At 74.2% G+C, this 19739-nt stretch carries 21 protein-coding genes and 1 pseudogene; 10 read left to right on the top strand and 12 right to left on the bottom strand.

The features are described 5' to 3' along the window. The first annotated feature begins 8 nt into the window (after positions 1-8). Positions 9-407 carry a hypothetical protein gene (locus ACVUH9_RS12145; protein ID WP_475757224.1) on the top strand — a complete coding sequence of 133 codons (399 nt, stop codon included), beginning with the start codon at positions 9-11 and terminating at the stop codon, positions 405-407. A gap of 34 nt (positions 408-441) precedes the next feature. On the opposite strand, the gene ACVUH9_RS12140 is transcribed toward ACVUH9_RS12145, so the two are convergent. The 3 genes from ACVUH9_RS12140 to ACVUH9_RS12130 form a co-directional block, all read right to left on the bottom strand. Further along, positions 442-1293, bottom strand: coding sequence for an NAD-dependent protein deacetylase (locus ACVUH9_RS12140; RefSeq protein WP_475757223.1), 852 nt, complete (start codon positions 1291-1293; stop codon positions 442-444). 149 nt (positions 1294-1442) lie between these two features. After that, complete coding sequence (locus ACVUH9_RS12135; RefSeq protein WP_475757220.1) at positions 1443-1862, bottom strand: PIN domain-containing protein; 420 nt, start codon at positions 1860-1862, stop codon at positions 1443-1445. After that, positions 1859-2119, bottom strand: coding sequence for a type II toxin-antitoxin system Phd/YefM family antitoxin (locus tag ACVUH9_RS12130; RefSeq protein WP_475757336.1), 261 nt, complete (start codon positions 2117-2119; stop codon positions 1859-1861). The genes ACVUH9_RS12135 and ACVUH9_RS12130 overlap by 4 nt, the downstream gene beginning before the upstream one ends. A 292-nt stretch (positions 2120-2411) precedes the next feature. Between ACVUH9_RS12130 and ACVUH9_RS12125 the strand changes: the two genes are divergently transcribed. The 3 genes from ACVUH9_RS12125 to ACVUH9_RS12115 all read left to right on the top strand — a co-directional run bounded on the left by ACVUH9_RS12125 (position 2412) and on the right by ACVUH9_RS12115 (position 4594). Further along, on the top strand, positions 2412-2837 hold the full coding sequence (locus ACVUH9_RS12125; RefSeq protein WP_475757218.1) for an OsmC family protein: 426 nt from the start codon (positions 2412-2414) through the stop codon (positions 2835-2837). Positions 2838-2992: 155 nt separating this feature from the next. Then, positions 2993-4192, top strand: a complete 1200-nt coding sequence (locus tag ACVUH9_RS12120; protein ID WP_475757216.1) for a CapA family protein — start codon at positions 2993-2995, stop codon at positions 4190-4192. Between the two features lie 30 nt (positions 4193-4222). Beyond that, a complete protein-coding gene (locus ACVUH9_RS12115) occupies positions 4223-4594 on the top strand; it encodes an NYN domain-containing protein (protein WP_475757214.1) in 372 nt (123 codons plus the stop codon). A gap of 307 nt (positions 4595-4901) precedes the next feature. On the opposite strand, the gene ACVUH9_RS12110 is transcribed toward ACVUH9_RS12115, so the two are convergent. Beyond that, on the bottom strand, positions 4902-6017 hold the full coding sequence (locus ACVUH9_RS12110) for a GTP pyrophosphokinase (protein ID WP_475757212.1): 1116 nt from the start codon (positions 6015-6017) through the stop codon (positions 4902-4904). A gap of 184 nt (positions 6018-6201) precedes the next feature. Here ACVUH9_RS12110 and ACVUH9_RS12105 point away from each other — a divergent pair, with 184 nt between their 5' ends. Together ACVUH9_RS12105 and ACVUH9_RS12100 are read left to right on the top strand one after the other, a co-directional pair. Beyond that, positions 6202-7743, top strand: coding sequence for an SDR family NAD(P)-dependent oxidoreductase (locus ACVUH9_RS12105; protein ID WP_475757210.1), 1542 nt, complete (start codon positions 6202-6204; stop codon positions 7741-7743). A gap of 155 nt (positions 7744-7898) precedes the next feature. Continuing rightward, a complete protein-coding gene (locus ACVUH9_RS12100) occupies positions 7899-8120 on the top strand; it encodes a hypothetical protein (protein ID WP_475757208.1) in 222 nt (73 codons plus the stop codon). 98 nt (positions 8121-8218) lie between these two features. On the opposite strand, the gene ACVUH9_RS12095 is transcribed toward ACVUH9_RS12100, so the two are convergent. Beyond that, positions 8219-8479 carry a hypothetical protein gene (locus ACVUH9_RS12095; RefSeq protein WP_475757206.1) on the bottom strand — a complete coding sequence of 87 codons (261 nt, stop codon included), beginning with the start codon at positions 8477-8479 and terminating at the stop codon, positions 8219-8221. Between the two features lie 598 nt (positions 8480-9077). Next, the gene (locus ACVUH9_RS12090) at positions 9078-9638 is read right to left on the bottom strand and encodes a PadR family transcriptional regulator (protein ID WP_475757205.1); all 561 of its coding nucleotides are present in this window, start codon (positions 9636-9638) and stop codon (positions 9078-9080) included. A gap of 105 nt (positions 9639-9743) precedes the next feature. Between ACVUH9_RS12090 and ACVUH9_RS12085 the strand changes: the two genes are divergently transcribed. Beyond that, a complete protein-coding gene (locus tag ACVUH9_RS12085; protein WP_475757203.1) occupies positions 9744-11255 on the top strand; it encodes a carotenoid oxygenase family protein in 1512 nt (503 codons plus the stop codon). Positions 11256-11394: 139 nt separating this feature from the next. On the opposite strand, the gene ACVUH9_RS12080 is transcribed toward ACVUH9_RS12085, so the two are convergent. Then, the gene (locus tag ACVUH9_RS12080) at positions 11395-11955 is read right to left on the bottom strand and encodes a PadR family transcriptional regulator (protein ID WP_475757201.1); all 561 of its coding nucleotides are present in this window, start codon (positions 11953-11955) and stop codon (positions 11395-11397) included. 109 nt (positions 11956-12064) lie between these two features. Between ACVUH9_RS12080 and ACVUH9_RS12075 the strand changes: the two genes are divergently transcribed. Together ACVUH9_RS12075 and ACVUH9_RS12070 are read left to right on the top strand one after the other, a co-directional pair. After that, the gene (locus tag ACVUH9_RS12075) at positions 12065-13603 is read left to right on the top strand and encodes a carotenoid oxygenase family protein (RefSeq protein ID WP_475757199.1); all 1539 of its coding nucleotides are present in this window, start codon (positions 12065-12067) and stop codon (positions 13601-13603) included. A gap of 105 nt (positions 13604-13708) precedes the next feature. Continuing rightward, entirely contained in the window at positions 13709-14578 is an 870-nt protein-coding gene (locus ACVUH9_RS12070) for a DUF2804 family protein (RefSeq protein WP_475757197.1), read from the top strand. Positions 14579-14710: 132 nt separating this feature from the next. On the opposite strand, the gene ACVUH9_RS12065 is transcribed toward ACVUH9_RS12070, so the two are convergent. The 3 genes from ACVUH9_RS12065 to ACVUH9_RS12055 all read right to left on the bottom strand — a co-directional run bounded on the left by ACVUH9_RS12065 (position 14711) and on the right by ACVUH9_RS12055 (position 17743). Then, positions 14711-15493, bottom strand: a complete 783-nt coding sequence (locus ACVUH9_RS12065) for an enoyl-CoA hydratase/isomerase family protein (protein WP_475757195.1) — start codon at positions 15491-15493, stop codon at positions 14711-14713. 177 nt (positions 15494-15670) lie between these two features. Beyond that, entirely contained in the window at positions 15671-16369 is a 699-nt protein-coding gene (locus ACVUH9_RS12060; RefSeq protein ID WP_475757193.1) for a GntR family transcriptional regulator, read from the bottom strand. Between the two features lie 57 nt (positions 16370-16426). After that, positions 16427-17743, bottom strand: coding sequence for an NAD-binding protein (locus ACVUH9_RS12055; RefSeq protein WP_475757191.1), 1317 nt, complete (start codon positions 17741-17743; stop codon positions 16427-16429). A 428-nt stretch (positions 17744-18171) separates the two neighbouring features. Between ACVUH9_RS12055 and ACVUH9_RS12050 the strand changes: the two genes are divergently transcribed. Beyond that, a complete protein-coding gene (locus ACVUH9_RS12050) occupies positions 18172-18726 on the top strand; it encodes a hypothetical protein (RefSeq protein ID WP_475757190.1) in 555 nt (184 codons plus the stop codon). Between the two features lie 46 nt (positions 18727-18772). Here ACVUH9_RS12050 and ACVUH9_RS12045 read toward each other — a convergent pair whose 3' ends face one another. Further along, the gene (locus ACVUH9_RS12045; RefSeq protein ID WP_475757188.1) at positions 18773-19396 is read right to left on the bottom strand and encodes a TIGR04282 family arsenosugar biosynthesis glycosyltransferase; all 624 of its coding nucleotides are present in this window, start codon (positions 19394-19396) and stop codon (positions 18773-18775) included. 119 nt (positions 19397-19515) lie between these two features. Next, a pseudogene (locus tag ACVUH9_RS12040) lies at positions 19516-19695 on the bottom strand (glycosyltransferase); the annotation flags it as partial. Positions 19696-19739 lie beyond the last annotated feature (44 nt).

Here is a 19739-nt window from a genome sequence, read left to right as displayed (position 1 = left end):
TGGCGCCCGTGACCGACCCGCTCTTCCGCCTCGTCTGCGCCCCCGGGACCCTGACGAGCTCACCCACGGGCTGGGCCGCCGAGATGCTCCGCGACGGCGAGGTCGCCGTGACCGTCGACGAGGGTGGCCTGGCCGCCGTCGACGCCGCGGCCCGGACCCTCGCCCTGACCGCGATCCCCGTCGTCCGCAGCGAAGCGACGCCGGAGGAGCAGGAGCGGACGATCATCGCCCACGCCGGCTCGCTGGCCCTGGTCTGGTTCGCGCCCGCGTTCAGCGACGAGGCCCGCAGTTGGGCCGAGAAGCGCGGGCCGATGACGTTGCTCGTCGTGGTCGACGGCGAGCTGCCCGAGGCCGAGCGCCGGACCGTCGAGCGGTTCGTGGCGATCCTCAGCGGCCAGGCCGCGTAGGCCTCCCACCGATCGGCGGCGCTCCCGCCGTCCGTCAGGCTCCGAGCCGCTCGGCGACCGCGGTCAGGGTCGCCCCGAGCGGCGCGTCGAGCCGAACGCTGACGTCGCCGTCGGCGCGGGTCGGCCCGTGGGTCACGAGCCCGACCGGGATCCCGGCGGCCGCCGCCCGCCGAACGAACCGGTAGCCCGAGAAGACCGCCAGAGACGAGCCGAGCACGAGCAGCGCCGGGGCCGCGTCGGTCAGGGCGAAGCAGTGCTCGACCCGCGGCTTGGGCACCGCGTCGCCGAAGAAGACGACGTCCGGCTTGAGCGTGTCCTCGCCGCAGCCCAGGCAGCGCGGGGCGACGAACGCGGCGACGTCGAGCTCGTGCAGCGAGACGTCACCGTCCGGCCGGATCTCGCCGCTGGCCGCCGCGTAGCCGGGGTTCTCGTGCGCGATCCGGTCGTCGAGGTCCCAGCGGCTGCTGCGGTCGCCGCAGGTCAGGCAGACCACCTGCGCCAGCGAGCCGTGCAGCTCGATCACCCGTTCGGCGCCGGCCCGCTGGTGGAGCCCGTCGACGTTCTGGGTGATCACGGCGCCGACGTGACCGGCCCGCTGCAACCGCGTGACCGCCTCGTGGCCGGCGTTGGGTCCGGCCGAGGAGAAGTTCCGCCAACCGACGAACGCTCGCGCCCAGTACCGCTGCCGGGCCTCCGACGAGCCCACGAACTCGCGGTGCTGCATCGGCGTCACCCGCCGCTGACCGTCCGGGCCGCGGTAGTCGGGGATCCCGCTCTCGGTCGAGATCCCGGCGCCGGTCAGGACCAGGACGTCGCGGGACCGCAGCAGCGCGGCGAGCTCCTCGATCGCGTCGAGCTCCGGGGTCACGGTGTCGAGCGAGGACACCGGCCCAGTATGCCGGGTGACCGCCCCACGGCATCCCGGTGACGGCGTCCGCCCGCGCCCGGTCGCCCGGACTCAGCGGCCGGCGGCCCGTTCCGGGGCGACGCCCCGGGCTCACGTCAGCGGATCGACGGTCGGCACGCAGCCTGCCCCTAGACCCGCACGACCGCCAGGCCCGCGACCCCGTCCAGCGGCGCGAAGTCGTCGTCCTGGGTGATCACGGGAAGCTCGTGGGCGACGGCGGTCGCCGCGATCCAGAGGTCGTTGACATTGACCCTCCGCCCCGCCTCGGCCAAATGCACCCGCAGCCGCGCCCATGCGGCCGCGACGGCGGCATCGATTCCCAGCAGCGTGACGTCGGCGACGCTCTCGAGCGTGGCCAGCCGCCGCGCCCGCGCCTCGAGGTCGGCCGCGACCAGGACACCCGCCTGCAGCTCCGCCACCGTGACCACGGACAGGACCGACTCCTCCGGCAGGCCGTTCACATCGATCGCTCGCCCCGACTCGGCCGCGATCAGCACGCTGGTGTCGAGGATCCCGCGCGACGCGTGGCCACGTCCGGCGGGCGTCAACGGATCGGTCCGAGGTCGTCGGTGGTCTCCCCGGCGAGCTCGCGGAGATCATCGCGCAACCCGGGATCGGCCTGGATCCGCATCAGCCGTCGAACCAGCTCGTGACGCGGCAGCGGGCGCCGCGTCTCGCTGCTCACCGGCCCCAACATCGCCACCGGCACTCCGCGCGAGGTGACGGTCAGCACCTCCCCCTCCTGCACGCGGCGCAGGACGTCGGCGGTGTGGTTTCGGAGGTCTCGAACGCCAACGTGCGACATCGTGCGACAAACGTAGCACCAGACGACGGCAGCCCGGCGGGAGTTCGGCCGCAGGCCGCGCGGCGGTGACCACCGGTGGGTCACCGCGCGGCCGATCTGCAGTCCCTGGCGAACGGTGCTCATGGCCAGAAGCCTCGCCGAGCTGCCTGTGCCGGATCTAGGGGCGATCTGCACCGAACCGGACGCGAGCTCGCGCCGATCCGCGACGAAGCCCCGTCGCGCCACGCCCCGGCAGGCCGCGAGGGTCCGCCCTATAGGCTCGAACCGAGGCCAAGCGACCAAGGAGGCACCCATGCCCGCAAAGGGCCACGCAGAGTGGAACGGCGACCTGAAGTCCGGGAGCGGCACGTTCACCGCCGGTGACAGCATCAGCGGCGACTACTCGTTCAAGTCGCGGTTCGAGGACGGCCCCGGCGCCAACCCCGAGCAGCTGATCGCCGGAGCGCACGCGTCGTGCTTCTCGATGGCGCTGTCGAACATCCTCGCCGAGGCCGGCACACCGGTCGACTCGGTCAAGACCGACGCGGTCGTGACGCTGCGGCTGGTCGACGGCGCGCCGACGATCACCAAGATCGCGCTGACCACCGTCGGCACGGTCCCCGGGATCGACGAGGCGACCTTCCAGGAGCAGGCCGCGGCCGCGAAGGCCGGCTGCCCGGTCAGCAAGGCGCTGGCCGGCGTCGCCGAGATCACGCTCGACGCCTCGTTGGCCGGCTGATCGGCGGCGGCTCGGCTCCTGCGTCGCTCGCGGCGCGGGAGCCAGCCGCCAGCCGAGGCGGGAGCCCGGCGGCAGCGCGCACCCGTCAGGATCCGCGCTCGTCCCGTCCCCGAACCCGGTCGACCATGCCCGCCACGCCCCCTCCCGTCCCGCCGGTGCCGATCGCCGTCGTCGCCCCCGCTCCGTCGACCTCGACAGCCCCCGTGCCTGCTCCGGCGGCGCCTGCGCCCGCCCCCGCGAACCCCGAGCCCGCCGCACCCCCGCCCGCGATCGCCGGCGCGCTCACCGCCCCGCCGGCCGTCGCCCCCGGTGGCCGCCTGCTCCTCCGCGTCCGCGGGGTCGAGCTGCCGGCACGGATCCAGCAGCGGATCAGCGGTCGCTGGGTCGCCCGCGGCGCCCCCGTCACCGACCCCACGGCGCGGCTGCGGCTCCCCGACACCAAGGGCGTCCAGTCCCTGCGGGCGGTCGGCGCCGACGGCCGGCCGACGCCGCTGGTCAAGACCCGCGTGCGGCCGCTGACCCTCGCCTCGGTCGGCGACATCAACCTCGCCCCCGCCCCGCTCGGCTCGATCGCCGGCGGGAACGTCAACGGTCCGTGGCGGAGCGTCGGACCGCTGCTGCGGGCCGCCGACCTGACCTTCGGCAACCTCGAGTGCGCGATCAGCCTGCGGGGCCGGCCGTTCGCCAAGCAGTACACGTTCCGCGGCACCCCGGCGGCCCTGCGGGCGGCGACGGCGCAGGCCGGCTTCGACGTCCTCAACCTGGCCAACAACCACTCCGGCGACTACGGCCAGGACGCGCTGCTCGACACGCTGCGGAACGTCCGGGCCAACGGCGTCGCTCCGATCGGCGCGGGCAGCACCGAGACCGCCGCCTACCGGCCGGCGATCGTCGAGCGGCTGGGGCTGAGGGTCGCGTTCGTCGGCTTCAACGAGATCCTGCCGCCCGAGTTCCGCGCGACCGGGTCACGGCCCGGCGCCGCGTGGGCGACGCCAGACGCCGTCCGCCGCTACGTCCGGCGGGCCGCGCGCGACGCCGACGTCGTCGTCGCCACGTTCCACTGGGGGATCGAGCGCGACACCCGCCCCAGCGGCCGCCAGGTCGAGCTGGCCCGGATCGCCCTGAGCGCGGGGGCGACCGCGGTGATCGGTGCCCATCCCCACGTGCTCCAGCCGGTCGTCCGCTCCGGTCGCCGGATCGTCGCCTACAGCCTCGGCAACTTCGTCTTCCCGGCGCACTCGCCGCTGACCAACCGGACCGGGATCCTCGAGCTGCGGCTCGGCGCCGGCCAGGTCCTCGGCCACCGCTTCCGGCGCGCCACGATCCGCGGCGCGACGCCGGTCCTGACGGGCTGAGGCGCCGCGGTCTCGCGTACGCTCGCCCCGATGGCCCGCCTGATCGTCGACGGCTCGAACGTGATGGGGGCCCGGCCGGACGGCTGGTGGCGGGACCGCGAGGCCGCGCGGGTCCGGCTGACCTACGAGATCGAGGACACGGCCGACGCCCTCGGCCGGACGCTGCTCGACGACCCCGCGGCCGAGCTGATCGTGGTCCACGACGGCCGCCCGATCGAGATCCAGCTGTTGCGGGTGCTCGCCCGCTTCGCCGGGCACGCCGACGACCTGATCGCCGAGCTCGCCGGCGACGGCGACGTCGTGGTCAGCTCCGATCGCGAGCTGGTCGGGCGGATCGAGGCCGTCGGCGCGACGGCGCTCGGATCGGGGCGGTTCCTGCGGCTGCTGCGCGAGCTCGGGTGAGCACAGGCCGCGCGCCGACGTCGTCGCCGCGGCCCCCGTCGCCCGATTCGTCCGACCTCGACAGTCGGGCGGCGTGCCCAGGCGGGGTCATTCCACCCCGGCTGGGCAGACCGGGGTCATCTCGCGTCGCTATGCGACGCAGAATGACCCCACGACCCGCCCAGCGACGCGAGATGACTCCACGCCCCGCCCACCACGCGCCTCCGGGTCACCGGCCACCGCGCCTCCGGGCCTCTGCGCCCACCGGCCACCGCGCCACCGCGCCCACGCGCCACCGGCCCTCCGCGCCACAGGACCACACGCGCCGCTAGTCGATGACGCCGGCCTCGCGCATCCGCTTCAACCGCCAGCCCAGGACCCGCGGGCGCTTCTGCCGCTGGGCCTGGTCCTCCTCGCTGACCAGCCGCTCGGCGATGTCGATGTAGGGCGCCCCGGCGAACGCGAGCAGCGCGTCGTCGAGGCAGCGGACCTGGTTGCGCTCCCAGGTCACGCCCTCCCGGAAGGTCCGGTCGATCCCCGCCAGGTCGACGCTGCGGACGGCCTCGCGCAGGGCCTCGACGGTGTCGAGCCCCAGCTCGAGCGCGTGCCGCCGGATCCACTCCTCGCTGCCCGCGCCGCGGCTCGGCGGAGCGGCGGGGAAGACCTCGGCCAGGAACGACCGCATCGCCCGCGCCGTCAGCCGGCTGCCGACCGGGCGGGGCGGGACCTGCTCGCCGTCGACGCCGAGATCGGACGCGACGACGACGGTGTCCTCCGGCCGTCCGCCGCCCGCCGCGGCGTCGTCGATCTCCTGCAGCAGCTCATCGACCATCTCGATCAGCGCCGCGGCCCGGTCGAACTTGCGCGACACCCGCGAGCCGGCCGCGCCCTTGTAGCGCGAGGCGTGCTCCAGCTCCGCCCAGACGTGCTGGAGCTGGGTCCGCAGCTGGATCTCGATCCGCGGGATCCGGTAGTCCTTCGGCGGATCGGGCGCCCCGAGCGCGGACCGCGGATCGACCAGCACGTGGACGCTCTGGTAGCCGAACTGGCGCTCGTCGTTGTTGTGCCAACCCTTGTTGCGGACCTCCCGCACGGTCAGGTCGTCGTCGTCGGCGAGGGCCTGCTCGACCGCCTCGACCTGGGCCGGCAGGAACGCGATCACGCGCAGCGCCAGCTGGTCGCTGATCTCGTCGCAGGGGAAGCGGTAGTTCGGGCGCGACGGATCGGTCGGATCCGGAAGCGCCGCCTTCTCCTCGAACGACGTCGGGCTCTTGATCCGCCACTCGACCTCGGACTGGTTCTCCGGGATCCCCGCCGCCGCGATCAGGGACCGCAGATGGGCCTCCATCGTCTCCCCCAACCGGCGCAGGAAGGCTTGGTACGAGGGCAGCTCGTAGTGCTTGCGGGCGAGCCGCGCGTGTTCGATCAGGGTGGCGTCAGACATGGGCGAAGAGGACGGTCCAGCTTCCCAGGCGGGGCGGTCGGCAGCGAACGAACGGCCGTTCCCGCGTACAGTTCCTGGTTGGCGTACGGTCGCTACCGGCCGCGCCACGCTGCCGCACCACGACCAGCGCGTCCCGACGCGGCGGTGCGCCAGGCTCCAAGACGCGACACGAGCGGTGACGGGAATGACGGTACAGCAGGACAACCAGGCCGCGGACGATCTCCGCACGACCGACGGGGCAGAGCCGACGCCCGCGACGGCGGACGCGCCGGTGCCCGAGCCCGCCGCCTCCGCGATCGACCCGGCCGAGCTCGAGATCTGCCTGCGGGTGCTCGCCGCCGCCGACGAGCTGCCGACCACGCACCCCGACGCGGTCACGATCCAGCGGGCCACGGCCAGCCTCTACAAGTCGGCCAAGAAGCGACGCCGGGTCGAGATCCGCCAGACCGTGCTCGCCCACGACGACGCGGTCACGGCGAAGACGGCGACCGGCGCTCCCGGCCGGATCGACGACGAGACCCAGGGCCTGCCGCTGGTCTCGAACGCGTCCGGCGCGCTCGCCGGCATCCTCAAGCAGCCGCGCGCCTGTTACATCTGCAAGACGCGGTACGTCGAGGTCGACGCCTTCTACCACCAGCTCTGCCCCGACTGCGCGCGGCTCAACCACGCCCGCCGCGATCAGCGCACCGACCTCAGCGGCAAGCGGGCGCTGCTGACCGGCGGCCGGGCCAAGATCGGGATGTACATCGCGCTGCGCCTGCTGCGCGACGGCGCCCACACCACGATCACGACCCGCTTCCCGCGCGATGCCGTCCGCCGCTTCAGCGCGATGGAGGACAGCGCCGACTGGATCGACCGGCTGCGGATCATCGGCACCGACCTCCGCGATCCGGCCCAGGTGATCGCCCTGGCCGACACCGTCGCCGCCCAGGGTCCGCTCGACATCCTGATCAACAACGCGGCCCAGACCGTCCGCCGCTCGGCCGAGTCCTACGGGCTGCTCGCCGACGCCGAGGCCGCTGCGCTGCCGTCGGGCACGATCCCCGACGTCCTGACCCTCGGCCGTGCCGGGGACGTCGGTGGAAGCCGGACCCAGACGCTCGCCGAGTCGAGCGGCGACCACTGGGCGCCGACCCCGCACGCCCTGACCGAGCTGGCGCTGGCCGCGAAGTCGGCCTCGCCCGAGCGGATCGCGCTCGGCAACGCGATCGACGCCGGGGGCCTCGTCCCCGACCTGCACCACACCAACAGCTGGGTCCAGACCGTCGACGAGGTCGACCCGATGGAGCTGCTCGAGGTCCAGCTCTGCAACATGACCGCGCCGTTCATCCTCGTCAGCCGGCTGCGTCCCGCGATGCGCGCGTCGAGCGCCCGCCGCACCTACGTCGTGAACGTCTCGGCGATGGAGGGCCAGTTCGGCCGCGGCTACAAGGGTCCGGGGCACCCCCACACCAACATGGCCAAGGCCGCGCTGAACATGCTCACGCGGACGAGCGCGCAGGAGATGCTGGAGAGCGACCGGATCCTGATGACGGCGGTCGACACCGGCTGGATCACCGACGAGCGCCCGCACCCGCAGAAGATGCGGCTGGCCGACGAGGGCTTCCACGCTCCGCTCGACCTGGTCGACGGCGCCGCTCGCGTCTACGACCCGATCGTCCGCGGCGAGGCCGGCGACGACCTCTACGGCTGCTTCCTCAAGGACTACGTCAAGGCGGCCTGGTGAGCGCAACGGCCTGAGGGTCGTCGCGGCGGGCCCCGCCACCCGGGAAGGGACGGCAACGCGGGGCCGCACTGCCGCCGCAGGCCCGCCGGAGGCCGTCGACCCCCGGATCGCCCGTGGCGACCGGGCTGCTCGACCGCCCACGCTACCCTCGATCGATGGGCCAGTCCCCCGTTCCCGACCCGTCCTGCCCCAACGGCGTCTGCTCGTCGAGCGCCCCGCCGTTGATCGGGTCGATCCTGACCGGCACCGGCCTGACCCTCGACCAGGCGGCGGCGCTCCTCGCCGACGGGGCCGAGCTGCCGCTGACCGAGGTCCAGCGGCTGATCGTCGAGGAGCGCGTGCTCGCCGGGGCCGCCGGCAGCGGCGAGCACGGCTGAGCCGACCGCCTCGCCGCTCCAGCTTCGTGCCTGGCGGCCGCTCAGGTCACCCAGCCCGCGGCATCGCGCCGGTGCCGGCCACGGTCTGTCCCGGCCCCTCACCAGCCCCCGGGCGGCGAGGTCAGGTGCCAGCCCTCGCAGACGTCGCAGCGGTACGGGACCGCACGGCGCCCCGGACCGGGTTGATGCATCAGGGCGAAGGCGCGGGCCTCGCTCTCGCTGGCGTAACGGTCCTTGGCCGCGCAGACCGCGCGTCGTCGTTGCGCCCGCTCGGCCTCGCGGGCGGGATCGGGGCGCGACGGCGTGCTGCGGCGCCGGGACCCACGCCCCGGCCCCGGCGTGGGATGACGACGCGGCATCTCCGGGACGGTAGCCGCCCTCGAGGTCGTGCGGGGTCGTCGCGGCCTGGCCGCCCCGCCCGCGACGCGGCCGGCGTGCCCGGGCTCGACCCACCTGCCTCGGACCTCCGCGCCACCAGACGTCCGGCGACCCGGGCCTGGGGCCACCCGGCGCCTCCGGCCACGCGCCTACCGGCGCGGTCCCGCCTTGCGCATCCAGGACCGCAGCTGTGCGGTCGCCTGCTTGCCCGGGGAGTGCGCCTTGCGAAAGCGGTCGGTGTCAATCCGGGCTCCGCAGTAGGAGCAGCCGGCAGCGAAGGCGGTCACGCGTTCCCCGCAGCCGGGACAGTGGTTCAGATCACGCTTGATCATGGTCTCTGGTCGGGTCGAGAGGGCAACGCTGCGGCGCCGTCGCGGCGGTTCCGTCGTCGCTCGCCCCAGCCTAGGACCGCGCGCTCAAGCGGCGCTGAACGGCCCGTGAACGACGACTCTCGATCGTGTCGGGATCCTCCCACCCCACGCCCCGTCGGCCTCCGCGCACCCGCCGACCGCGTCCGTGCGCCGCCGCCTGGCAGCCCGCGCCCGTGGCGGCGCGACCCTGCGGCCTCGACCGCGACCCTCAGACCGACTCGTCGAGCATCGCCGTCCAGTACTCGATCCACGCCTGCTCGACCGTGTAGCCGGCGCGCAGGGTCAGCAGCGGCCCGCGCGGGGCGTCGGGGCCGCTCGCCTCGCCGACCGCGATCAGCCGCTCGAACTCCGCGAGCTTGGCCCGGTGGAGCGGGAGCTGGGTGGCGGCGACCTCCGCCGGGTCCGCCCCGAAGAAGACGGCCAGCAACGCGGGCGTCCGCAGCTCCCCCGTGTCGGTCGGGGGCTCCGCGACCCAGCCCTCCAGCGCCGCGACGCCGGCCGGCGTCACCGCGTACGACTTCCGCCGACGACCGCCCGGCTCCTGCTCGACGCTGGCCAGGCCCCGGTCGACCAGCCGGTCCGGCTCCGCGTAGAGCTGCGAGTGCGGCACCGTCCAGAAGTTGCCGACGCTCATCGCCACCGCCGCCTTGAGCTCGTACGGCGTCGCGCGGCCCAGGAACCGGAGCAGGCCGAGCACGATCACCTGGGCAGGCGTCAGCGGTTGCGGGTAGTCGTCCGCCGGGGACGGGACATAGGAAGATGGGGTCACGCTTGACAACAGTCCACTTCGGAGCGTATATGTAGGATCATTTAGGCGGTGAGCGAGCACGATGCTAGCGCCCACCACCGACGTTCCCGTCCCGTCAGGAGCATCATGCGCCCCACCCCCACCGGATCGACGCCCTCGCCCTCCGCGCCGGCACCCACCCAACCGACCTCCGCCCCCTCGACGCCCCCGAGCGACGACGCGGCAGCCGCCGCCCTCGGCTACGCCGACCAGCCCAACGAGCTGACCTGCGACGCGCTCGAGGTCGAGGGCCAGCTTCCCGCCTGGCTCACCGGAAGCCTGCTGCGGACCGGCCCGGCTCGCTGGGACCTCGCCGACGGCAGCTCCGTCAACCACTGGTTCGACGGCCTCGCGATGCTCCACCGCTTCTCGTTCGCCGACGGCGCCGTCTCCTACGCCAACCGCCTGCTGCGCGGCAAGGCCGGCACCGCCTACGAGAAGACCGGCAAGCTCGCCTACCGCGAGTTCGCCAGCGATCCCTGCCGGACCACCTTCCAGCGCGTCGCGAGCCTCTTCGACCCCGGCCTGACCGACAACGGCGCCGTCAACGTCGGCCGCCTCGGCGACCGCTGGCTGGCGATGACCGAGACGCCGATGGCCGTCGTCTTCGACCCCAACACGCTCGAGAGCCTCGGCGTCGAGCACCGCAGCCCCAAGCTCAGCCTGCCCAACGCCCACCCGCACTACGACCACGACAGCGGCGACATGCTCGACCTGCGGGTCGTGATCGGACGACGCTCCAGCTACCAGGTCGTCGCCCGGCATCCGGACGGCGGCGAGCACACCCTCGGCACGATCCCCGTCCGCCAACCCGGTTACCAGCACTCGTTCGGCCTGACCCCCAACTACGTGATCGTCAGCGAGTCGCCGTTCGTCGTCAACCCGCTGCGGCTGGCGACCTCCGGCCGGCCGTTCATCGAGAACTTCCGCTGGAAGCCCGAGCAGGGCTCGCGACTGTGGGCGATCGACCGCCGCAGCGGCGAGACCCTCGGGCCGTGGAAGGCCCCGGCCTTCTTCTGCTTCCACCACGTCAACGCCTTCGAGCGCGACGGCGAGATCGTCGTCGACCTGCTCGCCTTCGCCGATGCCGGGATCGTCGAGGCCCTCGAGCTCGCCAACCTGCGGGCCGGCGGCAGCGCCGCCGCCCAACCCCAGACGCCGCCCCAGCTGCACCGCTACCTGCTCCGCCGCGACACCACCACGACCACGCCCGAGCAGCTCACACCGACGCCGTTCGAGCTGCCCCGGATCAACGGCCGCCGGACCGGCCTGCCGTACAACGTCGTCTTCGGCGTCGGCCCCCGCGGCGCCGACAGCGCCCTCGCCACGATCACCAAGACCACGATCGACGACGGCAAGACCCAGATCTGGGACGAGCCCGGCAGCTACGCCGGCGAAGCGGTCTTCGTCCGCCGCCCCGACGGCACCGCGGAGGACGACGGCGTCCTGCTGAGCGTCGTCCTGGAGCCGAAGCGCGAGAGCTCGTCCCTGCTCGTGCTCGACGCGAAGGACCTGCGCGAGATCGCCCGGGCGCGCGTCCCCCAGCACATCCCGTTCGGCTTCCACGGCCAGTTCGCGCGGGCCGAGCAGCTCCCGTAGCGCTCGAACCGGCCGCCGGGCACGGCTGACCGCGCGGGACACCGGACCGCTCGCCCGCGCCGCGCGCCCGGACCGCGGGGCCGAACCGCGGGGCCGCGCCGCGGGGCCGAACCGCGGGGCCGCGCCGCGGCGGGCGGTCCTAGGCCGGCTCCTCCAGCATCGCCGTCCAGTACCCGATCCAGGCCTGCTCGGAGAGCACCCCGGCCCGCAGCGTCAGCAGCGGGCCGCGCGGTGCACCCGCCGGGCTCGCCTCACCGGCGGCGACCAACCGCTCGTACTCGGCGAGCTTGGCGCGGTGGAGCGGCAGCTGCGTCCGGGCGACGACGGCCGGGTCGGCGCCGAAGAAGACGGCCAGCAGGGCCGGCGTCCGCAGCTCCCCGAGGTCGGTCGGCGGATCGGCGACCCAGGCGTCCAACGCGGCCTCGCCGGCGGGGGTGATCGCGTACGACTTGCGTCGCCGTCCGGCGCTCTCCTGCTCGACGCTGGCCAGGCCGAGCGCGACGAGCCGGTCCGGCGCGGCGTACAGCTGCGAGTGCGGCACCGACCAGAAGTTGCCGACGCTCCCCGCCACGCCGATCTTGAGGTCGTACGGCGTCGCCTGCCCGGAGAACCGCAGCAGGCCCAGGACGATGACCTGGGCCGGGGTCAGCCGTGACGGGGCGCCGCCCGAGGCACGACCGCTGGGGGGCGAGGTGCTCATGCTTGACAACAGTCCTTTTCGGAGGGTATCTTCCAGATCATCCAGATCGGACAAGTAGGTCAATGCTACCGCCTGCCGCCGACGCTCCCCCTCACCGTCAGGATCACCCGTGCCCTCCTCCTCATCGCTCACCGACGGAACGCCCTCCGCCGCCCCGGCCGCCCCGCCGGTCTCGCCGCCGGCCGGCTCCAACGCCCCGTCCCCGGTCGCGGCCGCCCCGACCAGCTCGTCGCACGACGCCGAGCGCAGCGTGGCCGCGCTCGCCTACCGGGACCAGCCGCTCGAGACCGTCATCGAGGACCTCGAGGTCAGCGGCACGCTTCCCCCCTGGCTCGCCGGCAGCCTGCTGCGGACCGGGCCCGCCCGCTGGGACCTCGCCGACGGTAGCTCCGTCAACCACTGGTTCGACGGCTTGGCGATGCTCCACCGGTTCTCGTTCGCCGACGGTTCCGTCTCCTACGCCAACCGGCTGCTGCGCGGCAAGGCCGGCACCGCCTACGAGAAGACCGGCAAGCTCGCCTACCGCGAGTTCGCGACCGATCCCTGCCGAACCGCGTTCCAGCGCGTCGCGAGCCTCTTCGACCCCGGCCTGACCGACAACGGCGCCGTCAACGTCGGCCGCCTCGGCGACCGCTGGCTCGCCCTGACCGAAGCGCCGCTGGCGGTCATCTTCGACCCCGAGACGCTCGCGAGCCTCGGCGTCGAGCAGCGCGGCCCGAAGCTCTCCCTGCCCAACGCCCACCCGCACTACGACCACGACAGCGGCGACATGCTCGACCTGCGGGTCGTGCTCGGGGCCCGTCCGCGCTACGCCGTCGTCGCGCGGCACCCCGACGGCGGCGAGCGCACGATCGGCACGATCCCCGTCCGCCGTCCCGGCTACCAGCACTCGTTCGGCCTGACGCCGCGCTACGCGATCGTCAGCGAGTCGCCGTTCGTGGTCGACATGCTGCGGCTGGCGACCTCCGGCCGGCCGTTCATCGACAACTTCCGCTGGAAGCCCGAGCAGGGCTCGCGGCTGTGGGCGATCGACCGCACCAGCGGTGAGACCCTCGGCCCGTGGACCGCTCCGCCGATGTTCTGCTTCCACCACGTCAACGCGTTCGAGGACGGCGACACGATCGTCGTCGACCTGCTGGCGTTCGAGGACGCCGGGATCGTCGAGGGGCTCTCGCTCGACCGGCTGCGGGCGGCCGTCCAGCCGCCGTTCCCCCACCTCCAGCGCTACGCGCTGACGCCGGGGACGAGCACGGTCACGCCCGAGCGGCTGACGGACACGCAGTTCGAGCTGCCGCGGATCAACGGCCGCCATCAGGGCCGCCCCTACGACGTCGTCTTCGGCGTCGGGCCCGGCCAGACCGACGGGTTCCTGGCGGCGATCACCAAGACGACGATCTCCAACGGCACCACCGAGACCTGGCAGGACCCGGGCAGCTACGCGGGTGAGGCGATCTTCGTCCGCCGCCCCGACGGCACGGCCGAGGACGACGGCGTGCTGCTGAGCGTCGTCCTGGAGCCCGCGCGCGAGGCCTCCTCGCTGGTCGTGCTCGACGCCCGCGACCTGAAGGAGATCGCCCGCGCGCGGGTCCCCCACCACATCCCGTTCGGCTTCCACGGGCAGTTCGCCCGCCCCGAGCAGTTGGGGTAGCCGGCGCCCGACAGCCGGCGGGCTCGGCGCCCGCGTGCCGCGTGGCGCCGGGCCGGGGCCGAGCACGTTCGCCCCGAACGCCCGCCGTTCGGCGAGAATCGGCTCGTGCCCCTCGACCAGCCCTACCGCGGAGCGACCGCGGACCGCGACGCACCGACCCGTCCCCAGGGGATCGCGCTACCGCCGGATGCCCTCCCGATGCTGCACGCCGGCCGGGTCCGCAAGCAGTGGCGCTACGTCGGCGTGTTCGGCCCCGAGCTGTCGATCTGCGTCGGCGACGTCCGGGTCGGCCCGTTCCGCCAGACGTTCTGGGCGACCTGGGAGCGCGAGACCGGTCGCCTCCGCGAGCGCACCCACCGCCGCGCCGCCGGCGTCCAGCTCCCGCCCGGGCGCGTGATCGTCCGCGACGGCGACGTCAAGATCGACCTCGAGTTCGCCGAGGACCCCGATGGCCGCGACCCCGGTCGGGTCGAGACCGTCACCCCCTACGGCTCCGGCTACGCCTGGACGGCGAAGCGCGGCGCGGTGCCGATCGCCGGGACGATCGAGCTCGACGGCGTCGTGCACACGATCGACGCCCTGGCGATGGTCGACGACTCCGGGGGCTACCCGCCGCGCCACACCGCCTGGCACTGGTCGGCCGGGATCGGCCAGGACGACCAGCACCGGACGATCGCCTGGAACCTCGTCTCCGGGATCCACGACGATCCGCGGGCGAGCGAGCGAACGCTCTGGATCGACGGCGTTCCCCAGCAGGTCGAGCCGGTCACGTTCGCGCCCGACCTGACCGCGGTCGACGGCGCCGGCGTCGCGCTCCGCTTCACCAGCGAGGCGACCCGCCGCCGCAACGAGAACCTGCTGCTCCTGCGCAGCAGCTACGAGCAGCCGTTCGGCCACTTCAGCGGGCAGCTCCCCGGCGGCGTGACCCTCGATTCGGGCTACGGCGTGATGGAGCGGCACACCGCGACCTGGTGAAGCGGGCGCGGTCCGCGGGCGGGCGCGGTGGGCGGGCGGGCGCGGTGGGCGGCTGATGCGGATTGCCGTTCACCGGCAACGCCAACCCGCATCAGCCCCGCATCCCCGCGCCTCAACGGCCCGCCCCGCGCCTCAGCGGCCCTCGTAGACCGTCTTGTGCCGCGGGCCCTCGGCCAGGAAGGCCTCGACCGCGGTCTGGAGGTCCTCGCTCTCGAACAGCGCACCGGAGACGCCCGGGACGATCGCGTCGGCCGCGGCCAGACCGCCGTCGACCCAGGCCTGGACGATCTGCTTGGTCGCGTCGTGGGCCCGGGTCGGGCCGTCGGCCAGCCGCTGGGCGAGCTTGCGCGCGCGATCGTCGACCTCGGCGTCGTCCCAGACCCGGTTGACGACGTTCCAGCGCTCGAGCGTCTCGGCGTCGAACAGCTCGCCGGTCATCACCAGCTCGCGGGCGCGGCCGGAGCCGGCGCGCGCGGCGAGCCGCTGGGGACCGCCCATCGACGGGGTCAGCCCGACGACCGTCTCGACCAGGCCGAACGTGGCGCCGCGACCGGCGACGATCAGGTCGCAGCCGAGCGCCAGCTCGAAGGCCGCCGTCAGGGTCAGGGCGTGGGCGGCGAAGACCGTCGGGCACGGCAGCTGCTCGACGGTCCGGATCAGGACCAGCAGGTCGCGCCAGAGGTCGCCGCCCTGCTGCGCCGTCAGCCCGTGGAACTCGTGGACGTCGACGCCGCCGGAGACGACCGGGCCCTCGGCCCGGATCAGCAGCCCGCGCGGTGGGTCTGCGGCAAGCTCGGCGACGGCGGCCCGGAGGCCGTCGAACATCGCCCGGTCGAACAGGTTCAGCGGGGGACTGTCGATGGTGAGGACGGCGAGGTTGCCGTCGCGCTCCAGCCGCAGCGGGGCGTCGGACATGCGGTGTTCCTCCAACTCTCGGGTGGAGGCCATCATGTCGCGCGGCCGGGCCGGATGCGAGCGGGGCGGGCGTTCGTCCCTCGCACGCCCTGCTGGCCGGGCCGCGCTGGCAGAACCGGCCGGCTGGCGGCGGGCAGACCGCGCTGGGCGTTCGTGGCCCGGCCCCGCGGGACCGGCCTACTCGTCCTCGAAGTAGTCCGGGTGCGCCGCCCGGATCGGCTGGAGGCCCGACAGGACCATCCGCAGGTGGTGGTGGAGGACCGCCTCGGCGCGGTCGGGGTCGTGCTCGGCGAGCGCCGCGACGACCGCCCGGTGCTCCTCGATCATCTCCCCCATGTACTCCGGGACCGGCAGGCTGAGGCGCCGGACGCGGTTGAGATGGCCGTCCGCCCGCTGGGCCACCGACCAGGCGATCCCGTGGCCGGAGGTCACGCAGAGCAGCGCGTGGAAGTTGTCGTCGAGCGTGTAGAAGCGGTCGAAGTCGCCGGCCCGGTGGGCGTCGTCCTGCCGCGCGATCAGCAGCTCGAGCGCCTGCAGGTCCGCCGCGGTCACGCGGGTCGCGGCCAGGCGGATCGCCGCGCACTCCAGCGCCTCGCGCACGAACTGGGCGTCGCCGACGCCGGCGATCGAGATCTTCGAGACGAACGTGCCGAGCTGCGGGACGATCTCCACCAGCCGGTCGTCGCGTAGTCGCACCAGCGCCTCGCGGACCGGCGTGCGGCTGACGCCGAGCCGCTCGGCGAGCTCGTTCTCGGACAGTCGCCGGCCCGGCTCGAGCTGCCCGGCGACCAGCGCGTCACGCAGCGCCGTGTAGACCCGCTGACGGGTGCCTCCGCGGACGCGGTCCGAGAGCTCGATCTTCAGACCCGTCGACACTGCTTGCATACTAGTCGCGTCCGGATCGTGGTCAAGCCTCGCCATCGTTTCCCTCGCTCAGTGCTCGCCCGGCTCGGGCGGCGTCTCGACCGCGAGGACCGTGCCGTCGACCCGTTGCACGTACGTCTGCCCGTCGTGGAGGAAGGCCTGGACGACCGCCTCGCCGGCGGCGGTCGCGGCGAACGCGGCCGCCGCGATCCGGGGCAGGTCCTGGGCGACGCCGACCGGGAACAGCGCCTGCGTCTCCAGCGTCACGTCGCCCCCGCCCGCCCGCAGCACCGTCCGCAGCCCGGGCTCGACGGCCAGCGCTGCGACGCTGACGGTGATGTTGGCGACCTCGTCGGAGGTGACCGCCGCCAGCGCCCGTGCCCGCCCCAACGACAGCCCTTCCAACACGAAGCGGTCGCGACCGTCGGCGAAGACGACCGGGATCCCGTAGCGCTTGGCGACCCGCAGGTAGCGGGAGTTGCGGTCGCGCTCGACGGCGACGACCCCGACGCCCAGCTCCTGCAGCTCACGGCAGAGCCGAAAGCCGACCTGGCCGAGCCCGACCACCACGACGTGGTCGCGCCGCGGGACCGTCCGCCGGCCGACGATCGCCGTCATCCGACGGCTCAGCAGCCGGCTGGTCAGCGAGGCCGTGAAGACCGCGGCGAGGACCAGGGCGGCGGCCATCGAGAAGATCCCGTAGGTCTGGAGCCAGCCCGGCGAGGCGTCGATCGCCGGGCTCGGGCCGACCGTCGTGGTGACCTTGAGCGCCGCGTAGAGCGCAGTCCCGATCGGCTCGTGGTGGCTGAGGCCGACGACCAGCGCCTCGATCACCACAAGCCCGACGATCCCCGCGAAGCTGGCCAACAGCATCCGCGCGGTCCGGTCGTGGGGACGCAGCTGGGAGGCGAGCACCTGGCCGATCCGGGCCACGCGGCTCGGGCCCGGATCGGCGATCGGCTTCGCCTCCGGGCCCTCGGCACCGACCACGATCCCGGTCACCTCCGGCGTGCGGTGGACGGCGACCAGCGCGTTGCCGAGGCACGGGCCGACGATCGCCCCGACCGTCACGCCGGCCATCGACATCACGTGGCAGTTGGGGATCGCCCGCCGCATCTGGGTCGCGATCGTGCGGTCGAAGACGGTCACGATCAGGCGGATCCCGGGCCGGGCGTACTCGATCAGGAGCGCCGTCCGCATCGCGACGACGTCGTCGCGGGAGACGACCACGATCGCCGCCACGTTGCCCGCGAGCGCGCGGCGAAGGTCGCGATCGGCCGGGCTGTGGAGGCGCATCGTCGCGTGCCCGGCGGCGGCCAGCGCCCGGTCGACGCCCCCCGCCAGCGGGCCGCGTCCCACGATCACCATCAGGGGTTGCTCGGACATTTCCGGGCATCGTGCCAGCGGTCTCCCCGACTCCCACCCGGAACGCGCTGTCAACCACCCGTTCGTCGTGTTCGGTCGGTGCGGGCCGGATGCTGGGCGGCGGGCGGCGGCGGGGCGGGGCGACGGGGCGGGCGGGGCCGGCGGAACGGCGGAACGGCGGAACGGCGGAACGGCGGAACGGCGGAACGGCGGAACGGCGGCGGGCGCACCGGACGACGCGGGGCGGGCAACGGGACGGCGCGGGAGCTGATGCGGACTTGCGGCCGTAGAGGCGGTCCATCCGCATCAGTTCGGCGGCGGGCGGGGCGCGGAGCACCGCGCGAGGCCTGCTCGACCGTGACGGTGGACGAGATCGCGAAACGCCGAGCTGTGCGACAGACGGCCACGACCCGTCGCGATCGGCCGGTGGCCTGCGAGGATTCCCGGCCATGACCTGCCCCTGGGACGATCTGGACGCGCTGGTCGCCACCGTCGAGGGCGAGGCGAGCCACCTCGGCTCGACGATCCACGGGCCGGACCACTGGCGGGCCGTCGGGGCCACCGCCGCCGAGCTGGCCGGGGTCGGCGAAGGCGCCGCCGCGCCCGCGGCCGATCACGAGCTGCTGCTGCTGTTCGCGCTGCTCCACGACGCCAAGCGCGAGGACGACGGCTACGACCGCGAGCACGGCCCGCGGGCGGCGATCCTGCTCGACCAGCTGCGGGCCGACCGCGTGCTCCGGCTCTCCGACGAGCGCGCGGCCGTCCTCTCCGAGGCGCTCCGCGACCACACCAACGGCACCCGCTCCGACGAGCCGACGATCGCGGTCTGCTGGGACGCCGACCGGCTGCTGATCGGGCGCGTCGGCCTGATCCCCGACGCCCGCTTCTGCTCGACGAGCGAGGGGCGCCGGCGCGCGACCGCCGGCGACCTACCCGAGCTGGTCGGGCCGCCGAGCTGGCACGACGTCGCGGCGCTGCTCGGCGTCGGTCCCGGACGCGGCTGAGACCGCCGCCGGCCGCCGTGACGAAGGTCGCGGGCCAGCGCCGGATTCAGGAGATCGCCGCCATCGCCCGCGCGAAACGTCCGTCGGGGGCGATGGCCGCGATCACGCGGGCGTCCTCGATCCGATCGACGTCGCGCAGCGGCCGCAGCAGCGAGACCCGCAGGCCGTGCTCGCGGAGCCGCTGCTCCTGCAACGCGCCGGTCAGTTCGGTGCTCATCGGCAGTCCGACGAACAGCGAGCGATCCTGTACGCATAGTCCGATCGTCCAGTAGCCGCCGTCGAGGGCGTGACCGAGGATCGCGTCCGTGGTCGGCCCCATCAGCTCGCGCCACGCTTCCCGCAGCATCGTCGTCGTCAGCTGCGGGGTGTCCATCCCGATCAGGACCGCGGGAGTGCCGACGTCCTCGAACGCCGCGGCCAGCCGCTCGTCGAGCCCGTCCCCGCGCTGCGGCAGGATCTCCAGCTCCTCCGGGAGCCAACTCGGCGGTGGACCGTCGAGGACGAGCACCCGGCGGTGCGCCGGCGTCGCCACGACCACGTCGATCGTGTCGCGCAAGGAGGCCTCCGCCAGCATCGCCGCCTGCTCGGGGCTGCACGGCGGGCACAGCCGGGTCTTGCTGTGGCCGGCCCGCGGGACCTGCGCCAGGATCACGTAGGTCGCGCGGCTCATACGTCCGCCCCGGTCGTCAGCAGGTCGTCGCCGGTCCGGTGCGTCGGGGGACCGCCCCGGACGCTCGCCGCTCGCCGCTCGCCGCCGGAGCGCGTCGGCGGAGGACCGATCCGCTCGCGGGCGGCGCCGAAGCCGCGGCGGGGCTCGTCGACCACGAGCGCCCTGAGCCCGGCGGCGATCGCACCCGACCCGTCGCTCGCCCCCTCGTCGACCACGATCGGCCGATGGCCGTCGGGCATCCGGCCCAGAACCCACGGCAGGGCCTGCGCTTCGTCGAGGACAGGGACCACGTCGGGCACCTCACCAACCTACGAGTCGCTTGTCGTGCCGTCGGCGGCATGAC

The sequence above is a fragment of the Patulibacter ginsengiterrae genome (assembly GCF_056269115.1).
The sequence above is the reverse complement of the archived record's forward strand: the minus strand, read 5'-3'. Positions and strand labels throughout refer to the sequence as shown.